Annotated in this window: 20 protein-coding genes; 10 read left to right on the forward strand and 10 right to left on the reverse strand. The window is 40.6% G+C overall.

What is annotated here, in order from left to right; all coding sequences use genetic code 11:
- Positions 1-76 precede the first annotated feature (76 nt).
- The 4 genes from sucD to sucA all read right to left on the reverse strand — a co-directional run bounded on the left by sucD (position 77) and on the right by sucA (position 6,222).
- Complete coding sequence (sucD, locus tag JP36_RS09420; protein WP_039174151.1) at positions 77-946, reverse strand: succinate--CoA ligase subunit alpha; 870 nt, start codon at positions 944-946, stop codon at positions 77-79.
- Positions 946-2,112, reverse strand: a complete 1,167-nt coding sequence (gene sucC / locus JP36_RS09425; protein ID WP_013745217.1) for an ADP-forming succinate--CoA ligase subunit beta — start codon at positions 2,110-2,112, stop codon at positions 946-948. The genes sucD and sucC overlap by 1 nt, the downstream gene beginning before the upstream one ends.
- 67 nt (positions 2,113-2,179) lie before the next feature.
- Positions 2,180-3,391: a 2-oxoglutarate dehydrogenase complex dihydrolipoyllysine-residue succinyltransferase gene (odhB, locus tag JP36_RS09430; RefSeq protein WP_021460806.1), complete on the reverse strand. Its 1,212-nt coding sequence runs from the start codon at positions 3,389-3,391 to the stop codon at positions 2,180-2,182.
- Positions 3,392-3,408: 17 nt separating this feature from the next.
- Complete coding sequence (gene sucA / locus JP36_RS09435) at positions 3,409-6,222, reverse strand: 2-oxoglutarate dehydrogenase E1 component (protein WP_039174153.1); 2,814 nt, start codon at positions 6,220-6,222, stop codon at positions 3,409-3,411.
- Positions 6,223-6,568: 346 nt separating this feature from the next.
- On the opposite strand from sucA, the gene JP36_RS09440 reads away from it, so the two are divergent.
- From JP36_RS09440 to JP36_RS09455, 4 genes are all read left to right on the forward strand, one after another.
- Entirely contained in the window at positions 6,569-7,855 is a 1,287-nt protein-coding gene (locus JP36_RS09440) for a citrate synthase (protein WP_039174154.1), read from the forward strand.
- 206 nt (positions 7,856-8,061) lie between these two features.
- Positions 8,062-8,637: a TetR/AcrR family transcriptional regulator gene (locus JP36_RS09445; RefSeq protein ID WP_039089696.1), complete on the forward strand. Its 576-nt coding sequence runs from the start codon at positions 8,062-8,064 to the stop codon at positions 8,635-8,637.
- Between the two features lie 33 nt (positions 8,638-8,670).
- Entirely contained in the window at positions 8,671-9,861 is a 1,191-nt protein-coding gene (locus tag JP36_RS09450) for an efflux RND transporter periplasmic adaptor subunit (RefSeq protein ID WP_039174155.1), read from the forward strand.
- Between the two features lie 23 nt (positions 9,862-9,884).
- Complete coding sequence (locus tag JP36_RS09455) at positions 9,885-12,959, forward strand: efflux RND transporter permease subunit (RefSeq protein ID WP_039174157.1); 3,075 nt, start codon at positions 9,885-9,887, stop codon at positions 12,957-12,959.
- Positions 12,960-13,060: 101 nt separating this feature from the next.
- On the opposite strand, the gene JP36_RS09460 is transcribed toward JP36_RS09455, so the two are convergent.
- A complete protein-coding gene (locus JP36_RS09460) occupies positions 13,061-14,020 on the reverse strand; it encodes a YadA family autotransporter adhesin (protein WP_039174163.1) in 960 nt (319 codons plus the stop codon).
- 344 nt (positions 14,021-14,364) lie between these two features.
- Here JP36_RS09460 and JP36_RS09465 point away from each other — a divergent pair, with 344 nt between their 5' ends.
- From JP36_RS09465 to mreD, 3 genes are all read left to right on the forward strand, one after another.
- Positions 14,365-15,417, forward strand: a complete 1,053-nt coding sequence (locus JP36_RS09465; RefSeq protein ID WP_039087557.1) for a rod shape-determining protein — start codon at positions 14,365-14,367, stop codon at positions 15,415-15,417.
- Between the two features lie 62 nt (positions 15,418-15,479).
- Positions 15,480-16,472, forward strand: a complete 993-nt coding sequence (gene mreC, locus JP36_RS09470) for a rod shape-determining protein MreC (protein WP_039174165.1) — start codon at positions 15,480-15,482, stop codon at positions 16,470-16,472.
- Between the two features lie 11 nt (positions 16,473-16,483).
- Positions 16,484-16,972, forward strand: coding sequence for a rod shape-determining protein MreD (mreD, locus tag JP36_RS09475; RefSeq protein ID WP_013745226.1), 489 nt, complete (start codon positions 16,484-16,486; stop codon positions 16,970-16,972).
- On the opposite strand, the gene JP36_RS09480 is transcribed toward mreD, so the two are convergent.
- Positions 16,969-18,030 (reverse strand): AI-2E family transporter, encoded by a 1,062-nt coding sequence (locus JP36_RS09480; RefSeq protein WP_013745227.1) that lies wholly within the window; start codon positions 18,028-18,030, stop codon positions 16,969-16,971. The genes mreD and JP36_RS09480 overlap by 4 nt on opposite strands.
- 109 nt (positions 18,031-18,139) lie before the next feature.
- On the opposite strand from JP36_RS09480, the gene JP36_RS09485 reads away from it, so the two are divergent.
- A complete protein-coding gene (locus JP36_RS09485; protein WP_039174166.1) occupies positions 18,140-18,451 on the forward strand; it encodes a DUF5377 family protein in 312 nt (103 codons plus the stop codon).
- 1 nt (position 18,452) lies between these two features.
- Here JP36_RS09485 and hda read toward each other — a convergent pair whose 3' ends face one another.
- The 3 genes from hda to upp all read right to left on the reverse strand — a co-directional run bounded on the left by hda (position 18,453) and on the right by upp (position 21,164).
- Positions 18,453-19,154 carry a DnaA inactivator Hda gene (hda, locus tag JP36_RS09490; RefSeq protein WP_196247511.1) on the reverse strand — a complete coding sequence of 234 codons (702 nt, stop codon included), beginning with the start codon at positions 19,152-19,154 and terminating at the stop codon, positions 18,453-18,455.
- 93 nt (positions 19,155-19,247) lie between these two features.
- Positions 19,248-20,486, reverse strand: coding sequence for a nucleobase:cation symporter-2 family protein (locus JP36_RS09495; RefSeq protein WP_039138717.1), 1,239 nt, complete (start codon positions 20,484-20,486; stop codon positions 19,248-19,250).
- Positions 20,487-20,537: 51 nt separating this feature from the next.
- Positions 20,538-21,164, reverse strand: coding sequence for a uracil phosphoribosyltransferase (gene upp / locus JP36_RS09500; protein ID WP_013745231.1), 627 nt, complete (start codon positions 21,162-21,164; stop codon positions 20,538-20,540).
- 206 nt (positions 21,165-21,370) lie between these two features.
- Between upp and purM the strand changes: the two genes are divergently transcribed.
- Positions 21,371-22,411 (forward strand): phosphoribosylformylglycinamidine cyclo-ligase, encoded by a 1,041-nt coding sequence (gene purM, locus JP36_RS09505; RefSeq protein ID WP_039174168.1) that lies wholly within the window; start codon positions 21,371-21,373, stop codon positions 22,409-22,411.
- Positions 22,411-23,061: a phosphoribosylglycinamide formyltransferase gene (gene purN, locus JP36_RS09510; protein ID WP_039174170.1), complete on the forward strand. Its 651-nt coding sequence runs from the start codon at positions 22,411-22,413 to the stop codon at positions 23,059-23,061. Before purM ends, purN begins: the two co-directional genes overlap by 1 nt.
- A gap of 53 nt (positions 23,062-23,114) precedes the next feature.
- On the opposite strand, the gene JP36_RS09515 is transcribed toward purN, so the two are convergent.
- Positions 23,115-23,837 (reverse strand): TerC family protein, encoded by a 723-nt coding sequence (locus JP36_RS09515; RefSeq protein ID WP_021460797.1) that lies wholly within the window; start codon positions 23,835-23,837, stop codon positions 23,115-23,117.
- Positions 23,838-23,859 lie beyond the last annotated feature (22 nt).

The raw sequence follows: 23,859 nt of genomic DNA on the forward strand, positions 1-23,859 counted from the left end.
TCCACCTTAAACAAACAAAAAACCGGTAATCTCTCGAATACCGGTTTTTGCTATTTATGATACAGACGACTAAAAACTAGCCTAAAATTTCGCGTAATGCTTTACCAATATCGGCAAGGCTGCGAACGGTTCTTACTCCAGCAGCTTCTAAAGCTGCATATTTTTCATCTGCTGTGCCTTTACCACCACTAATAATCGCACCGGCGTGTCCCATACGTTTGCCTTTCGGTGCAGTAACCCCAGCAATATAAGAAACAACAGGTTTAGTAATGTTTTGTTTAATATAAGCAGCAGCTTCTTCTTCCGCAGAACCACCAATTTCACCGATCATTACAATCGCTTTGGTTTCAGGATCAGCTTGGAATAATTTAAGAATATCAATGAAGCTTGAACCCGGAATAGGATCACCGCCAATACCAACACAAGTTGATTGCCCATAACCTTCATCTGTAGTTTGTTTTACTGCTTCATAGGTTAATGTACCTGAACGTGAAACAATGCCGATACTACCTTTTTTGTGAATATGTGCTGGCATAATACCGATTTTACATTCATCCGGAGTAATCACACCCGGACAGTTTGGTCCAATCATTCGTACACCGGTTTGATTTAATTTTTGTTTAACTACCAACATATCCTCGGTTGGAATACCCTCAGTGATACAAACGATTAATTGAATTCCAGCATCAATCGCTTCCAAAATAGCATCTTTACAACCAGGTGCAGGTACGTAAATTACACTTGCTGTTGCACTAGTCGCTTCAACCGCTTCGCGTACAGTATTAAATACAGGTAACCCTAAATGAGTCGTACCACCTTTATTTGGTGAAACGCCACCAACAAGTTGGGTACCGTAAGCTAATGCTTGTTCTGAATGGAATGTTCCTTGACCACCGGTAAAACCTTGGCAAATCACTTTTGTATTTTTATCAATTAAAATAGACATTATTTATCCTCCGCTGCTTTAACCACTAACTGTGCTGCTTCTGTTAATGAGTTGGCAGCTGTAATTTTAAGTCCGCTGTTGGCTAGAATTTCGCGTCCCAATTCAGCGTTATTACCTTCCAAACGCACAACTACTGGCACGTTAATTCCGACTTCTTTCACTGCATCAATAATACCGTTGGCAATTAAATCACAACGTACAATTCCACCAAAAATGTTGACTAATACCGCTTTTACATTCTTATCGGAAAGAATAATCTTGAAGGCAGTAGCAACGCGCTCTTTGGTTGCACCACCACCAACATCAAGGAAGTTTGCAGGATTACCACCGTGTAATTTAACGATATCCATTGTCCCCATTGCCAAGCCTGCACCATTCACCATACAACCGATATTACCATCAAGAGCAACATAGTTAAGTTGTGATTCTTCTGCTTCTGCTTCACGAGGGTCTTCTTGGCTTAAATCACGCATTGCCAATAAATCCGGATGACGATATAACGCATTACCATCAATGACTACTTTTGCATCAAGACAGTGTAATTTACCGTTTTTCAAAATCACAAGAGGATTGATTTCAAGTAGAGAAGCATCTTTTTCAATAAATAATTTAGTTAATTGGCAGAACATTTGAGTAAATTGTTTGGTTTGTTCAGGATTTAAGCCAAGTTTAAATGCCAATTCACGACCTTGATAAGGCATACCGCCAATCAATGCGTCAACATATACTTTATGTAATAAATGTGGTGTTTTTGCCGCAACTTCTTCAATGTTCACGCCACCCTCAGTTGAAGCCATAAAGACAACGGATTGTGATGAACGGTCGATAACCATACCGACATAAAGTTCTTTTTCAAGATCTGATGCTTCTTCCACATAAATTGTGTTGACCGGCTGTCCATTAGCATCAGTTTGGAAAGTCACTAAACGTTTACCTAACCATTTGTTAAAAAATTCAGTTAATTGCTCTTCTGTCTGAACCAATTTAACGCCACCGGCTTTACCACGTCCACCGGCGTGAACCTGACATTTGACCACCCATTCTTTACCACCCAATGTTTTCATTGCCTGCAAACCTTCTTCAACAGTTTGACAAGCAATACCTCTGCTCACTGGTAATTTATATTCAGCAAAAATCTGCTTACTTTGGTATTCATGTAAATTCATGATTTCTCCTATTTAGTATGTGCCTACCTTTACGGTAGGCATTGATTAAAGGTGATGGTTATTAAGTTTAGATTTCCAATAAAATACGTGTCGGATCTTCTAACAACTCTTTGATTGTAACTAAGAAACCAACAGATTCTCTGCCGTCTACCAAACGGTGGTCATAAGAGAGCGCCAAATACATCATTGGGCGAATTTCCACCTGACCGTTAACCGCTACCGGACGATCTTTAATAGCGTGCATACCAAGAATTGCACTTTGTGGCGGATTAATAATCGGAGTAGACATTAATGAACCGAACACACCACCATTAGTAATGGTGAAATTACCTCCGGTTAAATCTTCAACAGTTAATTTGCCGTCACGACCTTTCTCAGCAAGTGATTTAATTTGTTTTTCAATTTCAGCCATACTGAGTTGATCACAATCGCGTAATACCGGAGTGACTAAGCCACGTGGGGTTGATACGGCAATGCTGATATCGAAATAGTTGTGGTAAACAATATCATCGCCATCAAGAGAAGCATTGATTTCCGGATAACGTTTCAAAGCTTCAACAACGGCTTTAACATAGAATGACATAAAGCCTAAACGAACACCGTGTTTTTTCTCGAACTGTTCGCCATACTGTTTACGCAATTTTTTAATTGGTGTCATATCCAATTCATTGAAAGTCGTCAACATTGCAGTGCTGTTTTTCGCTTCTAGTAGACGTTCTGCAATACGTTTACGTAAACGAGTCATCGGAACACGTTTTTCACTGCGTGCCGCTAATACCGGAGCCGGTTCAGCTGCTGCAGCTGCCGGTGCTTTAGATGCGGAAGCTAAATAAGCTTCAACATCTTCACGAGTTAAACGTCCGCCAACACCGGAACCTTTAATCTTGCTTGGATCAAGATCATTTTCAGCCAATAAACGGCGAACAGCTGGACTCAACGCATCATTTGAGCTTTCCGGTTCAATTGCTGCCTGTTGACGATCCGATGGTGTAGGTTCAGTTTTATTTACGCTGGCATTTGTTTCTTCGCCTTCTTTAACAGCACGTAATTTACCTAACAATTGTTTACTGACAACTGTTGCACCTTCTTCTTCCACAATAGCATCCAACACACCATCAATAGGTGCCGGCACTTCCAAAACCACTTTATCGGTTTCAATTTCAACAAGGACTTCATCACGTTTAACGAATTCACCTGCTTTTTTATGCCAAGTTGCTACGGTCGCATCCGCTACAGATTCCGGTAAATCAGGAACAACAATTTCTTCAATATTACTCATTTATATAACCCTCTACTTTAGTTAGATTCTTTAGTTTCAATAGTTAATGCGTCATCAATCAATGCTTTTTGTTGTTTGATATGTAATGACATATAACCGACTGCCGGTGATGCAGATGCCGGACGACCTGCATAACGTAATTTTGCTCCTTCTGGTATAGAAGCATAGAAATTATGTTGGCTACAATACCACGCACCTTGGTTTTGCGGTTCTTCTTGACACCAAACAAAATCAGTAACGTGTTGATAAGCCGATAGAATTTCTTTGATCTCTTCGTGTGGATATGGATAAAGCTGTTCAATACGAACAATAGCAACATCCTTAATTTCACGTTTACGTCTTTCTTCCAACAGATCGTAATAGACCTTACCGGAACAAAGCACCACACGTTTCACCTGTTTTGCATCAATCGGATCAATTTCACCAATCGCATTCTTAAATGAACCGTCATACAACTCTTTCATTTCAGACACTGCCAATGGATGACGGAGCAAGGATTTCGGTGTAATCACGATCAATGGACGGCGTACCTTACGCAATAATTGACGTCTTAACATATGGTAAACCTGTGCCGGTGTTGACGGTACGCAAACTTGGATATTATCTTGCGCACAAAGTTGTAGATAACGTTCCAAACGTGCAGATGAGTGTTCAGGGCCCTGACCTTCATAACCATGAGGTAAAAGCATTACCAAACCGCACATTCTGCCCCATTTTTGTTCGCCGGAGCTGATAAATTGGTCAATGACGACTTGCGCCACATTGGCGAAATCCCCGAATTGTGCTTCCCACAAGGTTAATGTTCTCGGTGTGGTAGTAGCAAAACCGTATTCAAATGCAAGTACAGACTCTTCTGACAATACGGAATCCCACACTTCAAACTCACCTTGTTTATTATGGATATGCTGTAACGGCGTATAAGTGGTGCCATTTTGTTGATTATGCAACACGGCGTGACGATGGAAGAAAGTACCGCGTCCTGCATCTTCACCGGATAAACGGATATGATTGCCGTCATCCAATAAAGTGGCATATGCCATTGTTTCCGCCATTCCCCAGTCAAACGGTTTTTCACCACGCGCCATTGCTTGGCGGTCATTGTAAATTTTCGCAACACGACTTTGTAGCACGTGATCTTCCGGATATTCACTGATCTTATGTGCCAATGCTTTAAAACGCTCTTCCGGGAATTTACTTTCGTAAGGAGAAGTCCAACTGTGATTTAAGTAAGGCAACCAGTCGATCTTATTCATATCGATTGGCGTATATTCCGCAACAACACACTCACCTTGGTCTAATTTATCGCGATAATCGTTCGCCAAAGCGGTTGCTTCTTCATCGCTGATAATCTGTTGTTGTACTAAATAATCAGCATACACTTTGCGCGGTGTCGGATGACCTTTAATTTTCTTATACATCAACGGTTGAGTGGCAGAAGGTTCGTCCGCTTCATTGTGTCCGTGACGACGATAAGAGATTAAATCAATGAAAATATCACGTTTGAATTTAGCACGGTATTCCACCGCAATGCGTCCGGCAAAGGCCACCGCTTCCGGATCATCACCATTTACGTGGATAATCGGTGCCTGAATCATCTTAGCAATATCAGTACAATATTCTGTAGAACGTGTATCGTGCGGATTGGAAGTGGTAAAACCGATTTGGTTATTAATCACGATACGAATAGTACCGCCGACAGTATAACCACGCGTTGCCGACATATTTAATGTTTCCTGCACAATACCTTGTCCGGCTACGGCTGAGTCACCGTGTACGGTTACCGCCAACACATTTTGACGCTCTGTATCGTGGCTACGATTTTGTCTTGCACGCACGGAACCGATAACAACCGGGCTAACAATTTCCAAGTGAGAAGGGTTAAATGCTAACGCTAAGTGAACAAGACCGTGTTCGGTCATAAAATTAGAAGAGAAACCTTGGTGATATTTCACATCACCGGTACGATCAGTGAAGTGTTTTCCAGCGAATTCATCAAACAACTCACTTGGTTTTTTACCCAGTACATTCACCAGCATATTCAAACGCCCACGGTGAGCCATTCCCATCACCACATCTTTTACACCCTGTTTGCTGGCGTGACGGATAATCTCTTTCATTAAAGGAATAAAGGCATCGCTACCTTCTAATGAGAAACGTTTTGCACCCGGGAATTTCGCGCCTAAATAACGCTCCAAGCCGTCTGCTGCGGTTAACTCTTTTAAGAAAGTCAACTGCTCTTCTTTGCTGAACAACGGTTTATTTAAAACCGATTCAATTTTTTCTTGTAACCAACGACGAATATCGATATCGGTAATATGCATAAATTCAATCCCGATATGACCACAATAAGTTTCTTTTAAAGCCTTATCGATTTCGCGCAACGTCATACTTTCACGTTGGTACACATAATGTCCAATATTAAAGTGTTCATCCAACTCATCATCTGAAAAACCGTGATAATGGTAATCCAATTCATCAATCGCCGGTCTGTTCCACATTTTTAATGGATCAAGATCAGCATTGAGATGGCCTCTAAATCGATATGCATTAATCCATTGTAATAAACGCACCTGCTTCGCACCCGCCTCCGGATCGATAATAGTTTGCTGATTACGGCGACCTTCGCTAGCCAATTTACGAAAATAATCTTTTACTGGTGCGTGAGGTTGGTCATTGTCAGTTTTCCATTGTTGGAAAAGCTGTTGCCACTCATCGGATACACTGTTTGGATCAGTTAAATAAGATTCATAAAGATCTTCAATATAAGATTGATTTGCACCACCAAAAGCTGTGGAAGCAAGCCATTCTTTCATTGTATTGTTAGATTGCATTGATAAGTCCTTCATTTTTTACTTATAGTTGAACTACAACTTTGTTATTTTATCGGGTAAAACATTTCTAATATACCCATTAAAATAACTAGATGATTCACTCTAAAGTGGAGTATGCTTATTATTATGCATTAAAAAAATTTTTTCTGTGACATTTGTTACATTTTTAACAAAAAAAAAACAAAAAAATGCAAAAATTTTTTGATCCAGCTCTAATTTTGAAAAAAAAGTGAGGGCAAGCAAAAAATAATGATGTTATATTGCATAACAACTTATTAACATACAGTTAAACAAACCCACAATATCATGCTAACTTTTTTCTAAAAAAGACAAGAAGGAGGAATTTATGTCAGAACTTACTGCAAAGCTAACTATCAGTGATGGAAGAGAATATGATTTGAATGTACATCGCGCTGAGTTAGGTTATGATGCGGTTGATGTGCAATCATTAACTTCACAAAAATTATTCACATTCGACCCGGGTTTAATGTCAACCGCCACTTGTAAATCTTCCATCACTTATATCGATGGAGACAAAGGCGTGTTATTGCATCGTGGCTATCCAATCGATCAACTTGCAGAAAATGCTGATTATCTTGAAGTTGCCTATTTACTGCTTTTCGGTGAACGTCCGAATTTAGAGCAATACAAAGAATTCACTCAATTAGTAAAAAGACACACTCTTGTACACGAACAATTAAGTCGCTTCTTTAACGGTTTCCGTCGTGACTCTCACCCTATGGCGGTAATGTGCGGTGTTAGTGGTGCATTAGCAGCGTTCTATCACGACTCTATCGATGTTAAAGATGCTAAAAACCGTGAATTGACAGCAATTCGCCTATTGGCAAAAATGCCGACACTTGCTGCAATGTGTTATAAATATTCTATCGGTCAACCATTTATGTTCCCGCAAAATCATCTATCTTATGCGGGTAATTTCCTTTATATGATGTTCGCTACACCTTGCGAACCATATATCGTCAACCCAGTTCTTGAAAAAGCAATGGATCGTATCTTTATCCTTCACGCTGACCACGAACAAAATGCTTCAACTTCAACCGTACGTACAGCCGCCTCTTCCGGTGCAAACCCATTTGCGTGTATCGCCGCTGGTATTGCTTCTTTATGGGGGCCTGCTCACGGTGGTGCAAACGAAGCCTGCATTAATATGTTGGAAGAAATCGGTACAGTTGATCGTATTCCTGAATTTATTGCCCGAGCAAAAGATAAAAATGATCCATTCCGTTTAATGGGCTTTGGTCATCGTGTTTATAAAAATTATGATCCTCGTGCTAAAGTAATGCGTCAAACCTGCCACGAAGTATTGCAGGAACTGAAAATTGATAATCCATTATTTGATGTAGCAATGGAGCTGGAACGTATTGCTCTTAACGATCCGTACTTTATTGAAAAGAATCTTTATCCAAACGTTGATTTCTATTCAGGTATTATCTTAAAAGCGCTTGGTATTCCAACTTCAATGTTTACCGTAATGTTTGCTTTAGGTCGTACAGTTGGTTGGATTGCACACTGGAAAGAAATGTACAATCAAGGCAATTTCAAAATTGTACGTCCTCGACAAATTTATACCGGTGCAGCACAACGTGATTTTGAACCAATGGATAAAAAATAATTTCCTCCGACATTGACTTTCCTTTTTTCCCACATTTTTATTGCTAAAAATGTGGGATTTTTTAATTATTCACTCAATGAGTATTAAAACTAATACTCCTCTAACAAATACCATTTAAACTTTCACGAAAACCTTGACATTGATCACAAAAAAAATAGAATGAACGAACGTTCATTCATACCTTTTAATAGGAGAAAAAACTCATAATGACAGCAGAAAACGAAATGCTTCAGCAGATTTTTCGTGCAACAGAAAAGTTGATTGCTCAATATGGCGTACACCAACTCTCTATGCAAAAAATCGCTAAAGAAGCAGGAATTGCTGCCGGCACTATATATATCTATTTCAAAAGCAAAGAAGAATTATTGCAACGTCTTGCCTTTGATCTTTTCCAACGCTTCCAAACTTGTGTTAATAAAGGAATTAATCCGGATTTACCACTATTTCAACAATATCGTCAAATGTGGTGGAATTTATGGCACTGGTTGCACGCTAATCCTCAAGTCATTTTAACAATGAATCAATATCGCGCTCTACCAGATTTTTACAATATTATCGAAGAGTGCTTGAATATTACGGATGATGCTTGGCATTGTTTAACCGAAAAAGGAAAACAAAGCGGTGAAATTTCCGATCTACATCCAGATATTTTGTTCAGTTTGAGCTTAGAAAGTGCAATCAATATGGCAGAAAAAGATCTTCATTTACGGATGAAAAGTAATGCACAGGATCTGGAAAAGATTATTCAACATAGCTGGAATGCTATCTTACCTCTTTCTTAAATATGATTTATTTTTTAGTACGGAGAAATTTAAATGACTGAAAATCAGGCTGTAAAGCCTCGTCTTTCAAAACGCTTTGTTGTAAAAATCGTTTTGTTAGTCACACTATTGATATTTGCGTTAGTCATTGCTGCGCATTTTATTAAAAAAGTAAAAACTAACGAATTTTTAAACAATATGCCACCTAGCATTATTCCAATTACGGCAATAAAAATCGAACCACAAGACTGGATACCAGTGATTAACAGCACAGCATTAGTGCGTCCAAATCAAGGTGCGATGCTAAGCTCCCAAGGTACTGGGACAGTAACAAGTGTTAATATCCAATCCGGTCAGCACGTGAAAAAAGGGCAAGTGTTGGTTGAGTTGGATAACTCAGTTGAAAAAGCCAATCTGGTTGCGGCGGAAGCAAAACTTCCGGCGGCTAAATTGACTTATAACCGTTACCTTGCCTTGATGAAAACCAATAGCGTTTCAAAAACTGAATTGGATAATGCAAAAGCCACTTATGAAAACTTGGTTGCTACTGTCAATGGTTTAAAAGCAACGATTCAGCGTCGTCAGATTGTTGCGCCGTTCGATGGTGAAGCCGGTATTATTAAAGTGAATGTCGGTGAATACGTTACTGCCGGTACTGAAATTGTACGTGTTGAAGATCGTAGCAAAATGAAAGTCAATTTCGGCATTTCGCAAGACGAACTTAGTCAATTACATCTACAACAGCAAGTAAAAGCGGTTAGCGATGTTTATCCTGATGAAACTTTCTCAGCAGTAATCACCGCGATCGAACCGGCTATTAACAAATCCACCGGGTTAGTCGAAGTGGAAGCGACTTTTGAAGGGCAAACCAAATTAATTTCCGGTATGTTCGTTCACCTTAAAGTAGAACGTCAAACCGAAACCAATCAAGTGGTCGTGCCTCAAGTTGCTATCAGCTACAATATGTATGGTGAAACCGCTTATATCCTCGTTCCGCTTACAGAAGAAGATAAAGCGAAACTCGGTAACCAACCACTAGATAATGTCTATAAAGCACAACAAATCACAGTGCAAACCAAAGACCGTCGCAGTGTTCACGCCCAATTAGCAGCAAACCCTGCACTCAAAGCCGGCACCTATATCATTACCGGTGGGTTGCAAAATGTCAGCGGCGGTAGTTATGTCAGAATGGTTGATAAACCGGTGATTGGTGCTACTGAACCAGAAACAAAAACTAATCTTTAAGTATTAGCAAATTAGGAAAAAAGATGAAATTTACCGATCTTTTTATTAAACGCCCGGTGCTTGCCATTTCGATTAGCTTGTTGATTGTCATTCTGGGACTACAAGCAATATCAAAACTGGCTGTTCGGGAATATCCAAAACTCGTTACTACTGTAATTAATATTACAACAGCTTATCCAGGAGCAGATGCAGAACTTGTCGAAGCCTTTATTACTTCAAAAATCGAGGAGGCGGTTGCGCAAGCGGATAACATTGACTATATGTCTTCATCCAGTGCGCAAGGTTCTTCTCGCATTACTGTAAAAATGAAGTTAAATGCCGATCCGAACGGTGCTTTGGCGGATGTATTGGCAAAAGTGAACTCTGTTCGTTCGCAATTACCTTCCGATATTGAAGACCCGACCATTACCTCTTCTACCGGTGGTTCCGGTATTATGTATATCGGTTTCACCTCGAAAGAATTAAATTCCAGTCAGGTTACCGACTACATTGAACGTGTTGTCAAACCACAATTCTTTACAGTATCCGGTGTGGCAAAAGTGGAAGTTTTCGGAGGCGCTTCTTACGCTTTGCGTATTTGGCTGCAACCTGAAAAAATGGCAGCGCTCGGCTTGTCCGCCAGCGATGTAATGGGAGCATTGTCACAAAATAACGTACAGACTGCGGCAGGTAGTGCCAACAGTTATTATGTTACCTATAAAAACAAAGTGGAAACCACGACAAAATCCGCTGATGAGTTGCGCAACTTAGTGCTATTCTCTAAAAACGGTAATATCGTAAAACTCGGCGATATTGCAAAAGTCGATATGGATAAAGAGAGCGATAACGCACGTGCAGCGGCAAACGGTGAAAATGCGGTCGTTTTAGGCATTGAGCCGGCGGCGGATGCTAACCCATTGACAGTGGTAAAAAACATTTATCCACTTTATAACTCTATTAAAGAGAGCTTGCCTAACAGTATCGAAAGCCGTGTACTTTACGATAAAACCATTGCGATTAACGACTCTATCAACGAAGTTATTCACACTATCTTTGAAGCAACCGTAATCGTGCTTGTCGTGATCACAATGTTCTTAGGCTCTTTCCGTGCAATGATTATTCCGGTGGTCACTATTCCGATTTCACTTATCGGGGTAATTATGTTGCTGCAATTCTTTGATTTCTCGATCAACCTGATGACGCTACTGGCGTTGATTCTCGCTATCGGTCTGGTGGTGGATGATGCGATCGTAGTGTTGGAAAATGTCGACCGACATATCAAAGAGGGCGAAACCCCATTCCGTGCGGCAATTATCGGTACACGTGAAATCGCCACTCCGGTTATCTCAATGACTATTGCGCTTTGTGCAGTATATTCGCCAATGGCGTTGATGGGCGGAATTACCGGAACGCTGTTTAAAGAGTTCGCCTTAACCCTTGCCGGTGCGGTGTTTATTTCCGGTATTATTGCGTTAACACTGTCACCAATGATGTGCGGTAATATCCTCAAAGCTCACACCAATCCGACCAAACTGGAAATTCGTGTTGAACGTACTTTGAACAGCGTAACTGATCTCTATCAACGTATGTTGGCATTGATGTTGGACAGCCGTAAATTGGTGATTTTCTTTGCAGTATTGATTTTTGCCAGCTTGCCGGTGCTGATGAGCAATCTTTCCAGTGAATTAACTCCGAATGAAGATAAAGGTGCGATTTTAGCGTTGGGTACAGCGCCATCTAATACCAATATTGATTATGTACAGGATGCAATGAAACAGTATGAGAAAATCCTTTCAGAAACGCCTGAAGTGGAATTCTCTATGGTGATTTCCGGTGTGCCGAGTACCAACCGTTCATTGGCAATCGCCAGTTTGACCAACTGGAGCAACCGTGACCGCAGCCAAACTGAAATTGCAAATGAGATCAACCAGAAAGCGAAAGCTATTCCGGAAATCAGTGTAAACGGCTTCTCGTTCCCGGAAATTGAAACCGGTGAACAAGGACCTCCGGTCAGTTTCGTTATCACCTCTGCGGATGATATTCACAAAATTGCGTTAGTGGCAGAACAAGTGTTAAATGCGGCAAGAAAATCCGGTAAGTTTATTTATAACAGCCTTGATTTGAAATTCGATACACCGCAAATGCACATTACTATCGACAAAGAAAAAGCAGGTACTTACGGTATCAGTATGCAGCAGATCAGTAAATTATTGGGAAGTTATCTCGCCGGCGGCACAATCACTCGTGTCGGTATCGACGGACGTTCCTATAAAATCATTTCTGAAGTACCGCGTGCAGACCGTTTAAATCCGGAAGATTTGAATAACTATTTCGTTACTGCTGCAAACGGTGACTCTGTGCCGCTCGGTAACTTAATCAAAATGGAAATTAACTCTGAACCGCTTTCTTTAAGCCGTTTCAATCAGTTAAGTTCCGCCGTTATCAGTGCAATTCCAATGCCAACTAGCTCCGTAGGGGATGCAGTAGAGTGGTTTGAAGGTGAAGGGGCTTCTTTGTTGCCAAGCAATTACAGCTATGACTTCAAAGGCGAAGCGCGTCAATTCGTACAGGAAGGTAATGCGCTTGCAGTTACTTTCGTACTGGCAGTATTGATTATCTTCTTAGTGCTTTCAATTCAATTTGAATCAATGCGTGATCCATTAGTCATTATGATCTCTGTACCGTTGGCAATCAGTGGTGCTTTGCTGATGTTAAATATTCTGTCGTTATTCGGCATTGCCGGTACAACGCTCAATATTTATTCAGAAGTGGGATTGATTACTTTGGTTGGTTTAATTACCAAACACGGAATCTTGATGTGTGAAGTAGCAAAAGAACAACAATTACTTTTCGGAAAAGATCGTATTGAAGCCATCAGCTATGCGGCAAAAGTGCGGTTACGTCCAATTCTGATGACCACCGCCGCAATGATCGCCGGTTTGATTCCGTTACTTTACGCAAGCGGTGCCGGTGCGGTATCTCGTTTCAGTATCGGTATCGTCATCGTATCCGGTCTTGCTATCGGCACATTGTTTACCTTATTTGTATTACCGGTAATTTATACCTTGGTAGCAAGTAAACACAAGCCGTTGCCAGTCTTTGAAGAAAGCGCTTCTTAATTATCCCCTTTAATAAAATAAAAGGTCTGGAGCATTATCCAGACCTTTATCAATAATCTAAAAACAAAAAAGGAACATTTTCATTTAAGATTCAACAACAATTAGAATTGATAGCCAATAGAAGTTGATGTACTAAGATCTTTATTACTACCATTCATTCCTGTTGCAAAACTAAATTTTGCTTTCCAACGCCCATCATTACTCAATTTTGATATACCTATCGCAATAGCACTACGATCACGATAAGTTCCTAAACCGACAGCAATCATACTTTTTCCATCTTTAGTCGCCGAAACTAAACCAGCCATTGCATTGCTAGCTGCAATCCCACTAGCAAGACGATCATCTAATGATTTTATATCGCGATGTAATTGATTAATTTGCTTATCCAAATTTAATTTTCTGCTTTCAAGTTGTTGAATACGATCTTCATGATTTTCTATTACAGTTCTATTCGCATTTATCGCATTAGTATTGTTGGTTATAGCAATTCTATTCGTATTTATCGTATTAGTATTATTTGTTATAGCAGTTTTATTCGCATCTATCGCACTAGTGTTATTGGTTATAGCGGTTTTGTTTTCACTAATTGCGGCTTTATTCTCACCGATTGCGGTTTTATTCTCACCAATTGCGGTTTTGTTCGCCTCTATCGCCTTTTCTATGACACCAAATCTTGTGTTACTTTTTATAAAGTCTTCTCTCTTTTCTTCTATATATGGGTCATAATATGGGTCATATTGGTCATCAGCTATACCATAGACAAACTTCCTGTACCATTCTGTATTTTTCAAGTAACTATCCTCGCTTGGATCATAAATTTCTTCGGACTTAGGATCAATTACTAAGGACGCAGAATCAATGCCAAGTATTTTGTCAATCATATTTAATCTCTCACAAGGAGCACATTCGAATAGTTCAGCTGTTAAACGACGTCCTTTCCCATCTTTCTGCCCCCAAAGTTCTCTGTCACTTGATTCGTACCTAGCAAAAACATTAAAAGATATTGACAACATCAGTGGTAAATACATAAAAAATGATCTATCTAATTTAATTAACATAGATATTTCCCCTTATTTTAGTTTAGTTACTCACATTTTTTAGACTAACTTATTGCTTATCTTAAGCTTTAATTTCTAAGTTAATTCATAAAAAGACTTTTTGTTATAAGCATTCTACCTAGGGGGGGGGGTAGAAATCAATTAGAAAAAATGATATTTGTGATCTGCACTCTGTTTTTTTACCTTTTACCGCTCTGTATCGCAAAACACCTCCTTTAGAAGGGAGAGAATATCAAAAAAATCCTATCCTCTCCCTATTAAACAGCCTGATTTTTTGGTAAATTTACACCAATTTTTTCACTGTAAAAAAACAACCCTAATTTAATTACTCAAATAAGCGGAAAATTATGTTTAAAAAAATTCGTGGTTTATTTTCTAATGATCTTTCTATTGATTTAGGAACAGCTAATACTCTTATTTATGTTAAGGGGCAAGGTATCGTCCTTGATGAACCCTCTGTAGTGGCAATTCGTCAAGATCGTGTCGGTTCGCTAAAAAGCATTGCTGCTGTCGGTCACGAAGCGAAGTTGATGATTGGTAGAACCCCAAAAAGTATTAGTGCCATTCGCCCTATGAAAGATGGTGTGATTGCCGACTTCTTCGTCACTGAAAAAATGTTGCAATATTTCATTAAGCAAGTTCACCGTAATAACTTTATGCGTCCAAGCCCTCGTGTATTAGTGTGTGTTCCTGCCGGTGCAACTCAGGTAGAACGCCGTGCAATCAAAGAATCCGCCTATGGAGCTGGTGCTAGAGAAGTGCATTTAATCGAAGAACCAATGGCGGCAGCAATCGGTGCAAAATTGCCAGTTTCCGAAGCGACAGGTTCAATGGTAATCGATATTGGTGGCGGTACAACCGAAGTTGCCGTGATTTCATTAAATGGTGTGGTCTATTCCTCTTCTGTTCGTATTGGTGGTGACCGGTTTGATGACTCGATTATCAATTATGTCCGCCGTACTTTCGGTTCATCTATCGGTGAAATCACTGCTGAAAAAATTAAGAAAGAACTCGCCACCGCCTACATTGCCGAAGGTGATGAAATCTTAGAAATGGAAGTGCAAGGTAATAATCTTGCGGAAGGTGCGCCAAGAACCTTTACTTTAAACACTCACGATGTTTTGGAAGCAATTCAACAACCGCTTGACGGTATCGTGCGTGCAGTACGCACTGCTCTTGAGCAATGTCCGCCGGAATTGGCTGCCGATATTTTTGAACGTGGAATGGTGCTTACCGGTGGTGGTGCATTAATGAAAAATATTGATATTCTGTTAGCGAAAGAGTCTGGTGTGCCGGTGATTGTAGCGGATGATCCATTAACTTGCGTAGCGCGCGGTGGTGGCGAAGCGTTAGAGATGATCGACAAACTCGGCGGCGATATTTTCAGCGACGATTAATTTTTAAATCATTCATTTAGCGTGGCTTAGCAATAAGCTACGCTATTTTTAGCTTTCACAGTATGAAACCAATTTTTTCAAAATCCCCTTCTCTTGGTGTTCGATTAGTTTTTGCAACCCTATTATCGGTTATTTTAATGTTTTCCGACGGGCAAACACGTAATCTATTGCAGCTCCGCAGTTTATTGGAAACGGCGGTGAGTTGGATCTATTATTTAGCCAATACGCCACGTTCTTTATTGGACGGCGTTTCTGATAATTTGGTGGATACCAACACCTTGCAAATTGAAAACAAAGTCTTAAAAGATCAACTGTTGGAAAAAAATGCCGATCTGTTATTGCTTGATCAATTAAAAGTAGAAAATCAGCGGCTACGTTTATTATTAAATTCACCGCTACGCCACGATGAATATAAAAAAATTGCTGAAGTGCTTACGGCGGAAACCGATCCTTATCGTCAGCAGGTAGTGATTAATCGTGGCGAAAAAGACGGCGCTTATGTCGGGCAACCGGTGATTGATGAAAAAGGGGTGGTCGGGCAAATTATCTCCGTCGGACAAAATACCAGTCGCATTTTGCTAATTTCGGATGTAACCCATTCCATTCCATTGCAAGTATTACGCTCCGATATTCGTGTTATCGCCAGTGGTACCGGTCGTGCAGACGAATTGGTTTTAGATAATGTATCCCGTTCAGCCGACATTGAAAAAGGTGATTTATTAGTCACTTCCGGGTTGGGGCATCGTTTTCCGGAGGGCTATCCGGTTGCAATTGTTGAATCGGTATCCCGAGAAGGCAATAACTATTTTGCGACAGTGGTCGCCAAGCCGCTCGCCTCATTGGAGCGTTTACGTTACTTGTTACTATTGTGGCCGACCAACGAAGACATCAAACGTTTACACAATTCACCGAATCAAATTAAAGAGGTGGTTAAACAGCGTTTATCTTCATCTCAACAAAATAACGATAAAAACAAAAGCGGCAATGAAGAGAATGATCCGCCTTTAGAACAACGTCAGCCGACGCCCGCTAAAGAGAAAATAGAGGAAGAATAAAAGGAATCTTTATGAAAGCAAATGTGTTATTTCAATGGCTGATGATCGCCTTGACTTTCGTGATCGCTTTTGTCTTGGAAATTATGCCTTGGCCGGCGGAATTCAGAGGCTACCGTCCGGCGTGGGTGGTTTTGGTTTTGCTATATTGGGTAATGGCAATTCCGAATAGAGTCAATATCGGCATTGCCTTTTTAGTCGGCTTGGTTTGGGATCTGATTTTAGGCTCAATTTTGGGCATCCATACCTTAATTTTATCCATTTTTGCCTATCTGATTGCCGTTAACTCGATGATTTTACGCAATCTCTCTTTGTGGCAACAAAGCCTATTGGTCATTTTGTTCGTTTTTCTAATCCGTTGCAGTATCTTCTTGTTGGCACTGTTTTTACACAGCGCCGTATTCGATTCGCAAGAATTTATTGGTGCAGTATTAAGCGGCGTTTTATGGCCTTGGTTATTCCTGATCTTAAGAGGATTACGCCGCAAACTGGCACTACGTTAATCAGAGCCGGTGACCGGAGGCAACGCAGTGATAATGGCTTTCACCAGCGTTGCCAACGGAATGGCAAAGAACACGCCCCAAAAGCCCCACAAACCGCCAAAAAAGATAACCGATACAATAATCACCAACGGATGCAGATTAACCGCTTCCGAGAACAGCAACGGTACTAATAAATTACCATCCAAAATTTGGGTAATGGTATAAACCAGCATTAAATAACCGAACGTTGCTGACCAACCGAACTGAAACAGTGCCACCAACGCCAACGGAATCGTCACCAAGACAGCGCCGACATAAGGCACTAACACCGATAAACCAATCGCTACCGCCAGCAATAAAGAGTAATTCAGTTTGAAAATCAGGAAAGTAACATAACTGACCGCTGTTACCACCACAATTTCAACAACCTTGCCGCGAATATAATTGGCAATCTGCTGTTTCATTTCATCCCACACCTGATTTACTAATTGGCGATTTTTAGGCAGAAAACGGCTCACACCGGAAATCAGATAGTTTTTATCTTTCAATAAAAAGAAAACCATCAACGGCACCAAAAAGGCATAGATGCCCAATGTGACCAAGCTGACAATAGAAGTTAAAGAATAACGCAATGCCGACTCACCGAAACCGAGAATTTTCTCACGTAAACCATTAAAAACGGTATCAATCATTGCGTAATCCACATACTCAGGATAATTTTCCGGCAAAGAAAGCACCCATTGATGCAACTGATTGCTCATTGTCGGCAGATCTTTCAATAGGTTTACGGTTTGATTCCAAAGAGTCGGAATCATCACAATAAAGACAAACAGCACTGCAGCGATAAAACCGCCCAGTACCAATGCTAAAGCCAATAAATGCGGAAATTTAAATCTTGTCGTCAGATACTGAATCGGTAATTCCAATAGGTATGCCAACACAATCGCAATCAATAACGGTGTGAAAAGATCGCTAAAAAAATAAAATCCGACACAAACTATCAACAACAGACTGAACAGTCCAGCCGCTTGCGGGTCACTAAAACGGCGTCGGTACCACTCTTTAAATACAGCCAACATACCCTACTCCTTAATCAAAAACCCTTAGATTATAAGCAAGTTATTTACTTGAATAAAGGGAGAAACTATACTATGCGCACCTTTTTATTGGCTATATAAGGAAGCACGAATGAGTAAATCAGCAGAAAATCAAACTTACCCTCTCTACCAAAACAGCTGGGTGGTACGCCAGAGCGATCCGGGTGAAGAAGGGGCAAGAAATCATTTATTTGAGACCGTTTATGTACAACTGGATGCACACTATAACGACACCGCACTTAGCTTTCACTTTAGCCGTAAAGTAGAAGATAAAGTTGAATTTTCTCAACAGTTTGATGATTTAGAAACACTGTTTAAATTCTTAGGCGAATCACTTGATCCAGTTTCTTTAGGTTTGCTAGGGGTAAAAATCGGCGAATTGAATGTCCAATTAGGCAAATAATTTATAAATGGAGTTGCTCTTTAACGAACGGAATAGTTAATTTGCGTTGTGCCTGTAACGAAGCCTTATCTAACTTCTCAAGCACAGAAAAAAGGTAGGTTAAATCACGATCCAAACGGTTCAACAAAAATTTTGCCACTTCATCGGGCAATTCCAATCCTTGTTTACGAGCCGCCTGTTGCAAAACAGCGGCTTTTTTATCATCCGAAAGTTCCGCCAGCTGATAAGTTTCCCCCCAGCTTAAACGGGAACGCAAATCGGGCAATTTAATCGGTAACTGTTGCGGCGGCTGATCGGCACTCATCAATAACAAGGTTTTGCCGGTTTCTTTAATGCGATTAAACAGATCAAAAATCGCCACTTCCCATTCATCATTGCCGGCAATCGCCCCCAAATCATCAAGACAGACCAAATCCAGCTCTTCCAATTCTTCTAAAATTTCCGGTGAAAAATAGTGGGTTTTGGTCAAAGGGATATAAATTGCGCTACGTTCCTGTTGCAGAAACAGATTATTAGCGGCTTTCAACACGTGCGTTTTACCGCTGCTTTTCGCTCCCCAAATATAGAAAAAATTTTGTTGCAGATGAGCAAAATTCTCAAACAGCGAATTACATAACAACTGATTGCTGTCTGCATCAAAATTATCAAATGTTTCAGGATCAAATTCGTAAATCGGTAAAATGTATTGATATTGCAAACAAATACCTAAAATAGCCGGCAAAAAATTGGTTATAAGAATAAAGAAAAAAGACGGCTTGAGCAAGCACTCAAACCGCCTGTTTTGATGATTTAGCGATTAATTTTCTGTTTTTTGTGCTTTCGGCAAAATTAAGTTCAACAAAATCGCCACAATCGCACAGAGGCTAATTCCTTTTAATGACACTTCGCCGAAATTGACAAACATTCCGCCGATACCGAATGTCATTACCACAGAAATAATACAAAGGTTTCGAGATTCAGTCACATCCACTTTGCCACGAATTAAGGTGCTCATCCCGACTACAGCAATCGAACCGAATACCAACATCATAATGCCGCCCATTACGATAGTTGGAATAGTGGATAAAAATGCCCCGACTTTACCACAAAACGAAATGGCAATCGCCCAAACCGCTGCCCACGTCATAATGGTCGGGTTGAAATTCTTCGTCAACATCACCGCACCGGTCACTTCTGCATAAGTGGTATTCGGCGGTCCACCCAAGAATGATGCCACTGAAGTTGCCACACCGTCACCAAGCAAGGTACGATGCAATCCCGGTTTTTGTAAGAAATCTTTTCCGGTTACCGAACTGATCGCCATAATTCCGCCAACGTGTTCAACCGCCGGAGCAATCGCAATCGGTAGCAAATAAAGAATCGCTTCCAACTTAAATTCCGGAGTCGTAATTGTTGGCAAACTGAACCAAGGTGCATCATAAACCGGTTGCAAGTTAATTAAGCCCATAAAGGCACAAACAATATAACCGGCGGCAATACCGAACATAATCGGAATTAATTTCATAATACCTTTAGCAAAAACCGCCACGCATAAGGTTGTCAGCAACGTGATCATTGACACCAAAATCGCCTGATCATAGCTGTAATTACTGTTCTTACCCAATGCCATATCCACGGCAACCGGTGCCAGCCCCATCCCGATAATAATAATCACCGGACCGACCACAATCGGCGGAAAGACTTTTTGCAAAGCCTCCACACCTTTCATTTTCACCAACGCGCTTAACGCCACATACACCAATCCGGCACAGGTTAAGCCGCCAAGTGTCACCGGCAAGCCCCAAGTGGCAATACCGTATTGAATCGGTGCAATAAAGGCAAAAGACGATGCTAAGAAAATCGGCACTTGGCGTTTGGTACATAATTGAAATAACAACGTACCGACACCGGCAGTTAACAATGCCGTATTGCTGTCCAAACCAGTAATCAACGGCACCAACACCAATGCACCGAAAGCAACAAACAACATTTGCAGACCAACAAACGCCTGCTTCACTTTACTTTCAGAAATTTGAGATTGAGTATCTTGACTCATAAAATAGTTTCACCTCTCTGGATAAATTAACTAAAAAAAAGATATTCAATACTACTTAGTACCGAATATCTTATCGCCGGCATCCCCTAAACCAGGAATGATATAACCGTTTTCATTCAAATGATCATCAATGGATGCGGTGTAAAGTTCCACGTCCGGATGTGCATTCTGTAACGCACGAATACCTTCCGGCGCAGCGACTAACACTAACACTTTAATTTTTGGACATTGCGCCTTTTTCAATAAATCGATAGTTGCAATCATTGACCCACCAGTTGCCAGCATTGGATCGACAATAATCGCCAAACGCTCCTCCATATCCGGCGCCAATTTTTGGAAATAAGGCACTGGTTCTAAAGTTTCTTCATTACGATACATTCCAACAACACTGATTCTCGCACTTGGAATATGTTCTAAAACGCCTTCCATCATTCCAAGACCGGCACGTAAAATCGGCACAACTGTCACTTTCTTACCTTTAATACGATCCACCTGTACCGGACCGCACCAACCTTCAATCGTTACCACTTCAGTTTCTAAATCGGCGGTTGCTTCATAAGTCAACAAGCTGCCCACTTCTGTAGCCAATTCACGAAATTGTTTAGTACTGACATCAGCCGCTCGCATTAAGCCGAGTTTATGTTTTACAAGCGGATGTTTCACTTCAACGATCTTCATTTTGCTGTCCTCTAAAATTTAAAAAAATCGCACGATTTTATACTTTCACACTGAAAATAGCCAGCGAATAACGGAAAAATATGACAATAACCTAATCTACCTCAAAATATTTCTCCGTTTTCCCCTTGATCAATATCGCAAACGATTGCGTAATCGTGGTACAATCTGCGCCCGAAATCATCTATAAACCCTGCAAAGGAGCAAAAGTGGACAAACAAACTTTAAGTTACAAAGATGCTGGTGTCGATATTAATGCCGGTAATGAATTAGTTGATCGTATCAAACCTCACGTTAAACGCACTCGTCGCCCTGAAGTGATTGGCGGATTGGGCGGCTTTGGCGCATTGTGTGCTATTCCTGCCAAATATAAAGAGCCGATTTTGGTGTCCGGAACAGACGGTGTCGGCACAAAATTACGTTTAGCGATTGATCTGCACAAACATAATTCTATCGGTATCGACTTGGTTGCGATGTGTGTCAATGACTTAATTGTTCAAGGTGCTGAGCCGCTTTTCTTCCTGGATTACTACGCCACCGGTAAATTGGATGTCGATGTTGCCAGTGATGTGATCAAAGGTATTGCCGATGGTTGTGAACAATCCGGTTGTGCATTAATCGGCGGTGAAACTGCCGAAATGCCGGGAATGTATCACGCTAACGATTATGACCTTGCCGGTTTCTGTGTCGGTGTGGTAGAAAAAAATGAAATTATTGACGGCAGCGAAGTTCGTGTCGGTGACGCATTAATTGCGTTAGCCTCTTCCGGTCCACACTCTAATGGTTATTCATTAATTCGTAAAATTCTTGAAGTGGCAAAAGTTTCTGCCTCCGAAACTCTTTTAGAGGGCAAACCGTTAGCAGAACATCTGCTCGCTCCAACAAAAATTTATGTGAAATCTATTTTGCAATTAATTAAACGTGTTGATGTACACGCTATTGCTCATCTTACTGGTGGCGGTTTCTGGGAAAACATCCCTAGAGTTTTGCCGGATCACGTTCGTGCCGTTATTAATGAACAGAGTTGGCAATGGCCGGCAATCTTCAAATGGTTACAACAAAACGGTAATGTCGATACTCACGAAATGTATCGCACTTTCAACTGTGGTGTCGGAATGGTGATCGCACTACCGCAAGAAGATGTTGAAACCGCACTTGCTCTACTCGCTCAAACCGGCGAAAAAGCGTGGGTTATCGGGCAAATTGGACACCTTGATGAACAAGACAAAAAACAGGTAATTATCCGCTAATGTTATCAAATAAAAAAAGAATTGCCGTTCTGATTTCAGGCGAAGGACAAACATTACAGGCGATTATCAACGCCTGTAATGCCGGTAGACTTAATGCCGATATTGTTACCGTAATCAGCAATAAAGCGGATGTTTATGGTCTGCAACGTGCTAAAAACGCCAATATCCCGACGCATACTTTTTTACGTAAATCTTATGCTGATAATCAACAAATGGATATGGCGATTGCCGATATTTTAGAACAATATCAAGTTGATCTGATTGTGCTTGCCGGTTATATGAAAATTTTAACTGCCACTTTCACACAACGTTTTGAAGGAAAAATTCTCAATATTCATCCTTCTCTGTTGCCTAAATATCCCGGCTTACACACCTATCAACGTGCATTGGAAAATCACGACAGTGAACACGGTTTCAGTATTCATTTTGTCAATGAAGAGATGGACGGCGGGCAGGTAGTATTTCAGTGCAAAGTGCCGATTTTGGCGACAGATGATGAAGATTCGCTCTGCAATCGAGTCAAACAGTATGAACAGCGTTATTATCCGCAAGTGATTTCTTGGTTTGTCGATGGTCGTCTTAGCTATCACTCCGAAGCCTATTTTGACGACAAACCGCTGACTTCGCCGATTGTTGAATATCAGAAATAACCTATTTAGATTTAAAGCATACACTATCAGATCAAGTGTATGCTTTTTTCTCCTTACCCCTTTTTGCTCAAATGTTTACGCATTCTTAGGTTGATCATTTCAACACAAACCGAAAAACCCATAGCGAAATAAATATAACCTTTCGGAATATGGAACGACAAACCTTCGCCAATTAAAGAAACACCGATCAAAATTAAGAACGACAATGCCAAAATTTTTAATGTCGGATGTTCTTCTACAAAATCTCCTATCGGTTTTGCCGCAATCATCATCACACCAACCGCCAAAATAATCGCTAAAATCATCACTTCAACATCATTAGCCATTCCCACCGCAGTAATCACTGAATCGAGTGAAAACACAATATCAAGCAATGCAATCTGGATTAAAACACCAATAAAATTCACTGTTTTCACTGGTTTTTCTTCTGTACTGGCACTCTCTTCCATATTATGATGAATTTCCAAAGTACTTTTTACCAATAGGAACAAACCACCAATCAATAAAATCAAATCTCGTCCAGAAATTGCATACCCCATCACGGAAAAAAGCGGTTCGGTTAAACGCATAATCCACGCTAATGAAAGCAATAACAAAATACGTGTTCCCATCGCCAAACCTAACCCTAAAACTCGTCCGGATTGGCGCTGATGTACAGGCAAACGCCCCACCAAAATACTGATAAAAATAATGTTATCAATACCCAATACAATTTCTAACGCCGTTAAGGTAAAAAGAGCAACCCACGCTTCCGGGCTACTGATCCACTCCAACATAAATGCTCCAAATTAAAAGTTA

The sequence above is a fragment of the Gallibacterium genomosp. 1 genome, assembly GCF_000771875.1.
Lineage (GTDB): Bacteria > Pseudomonadota > Gammaproteobacteria > Enterobacterales > Pasteurellaceae > Gallibacterium.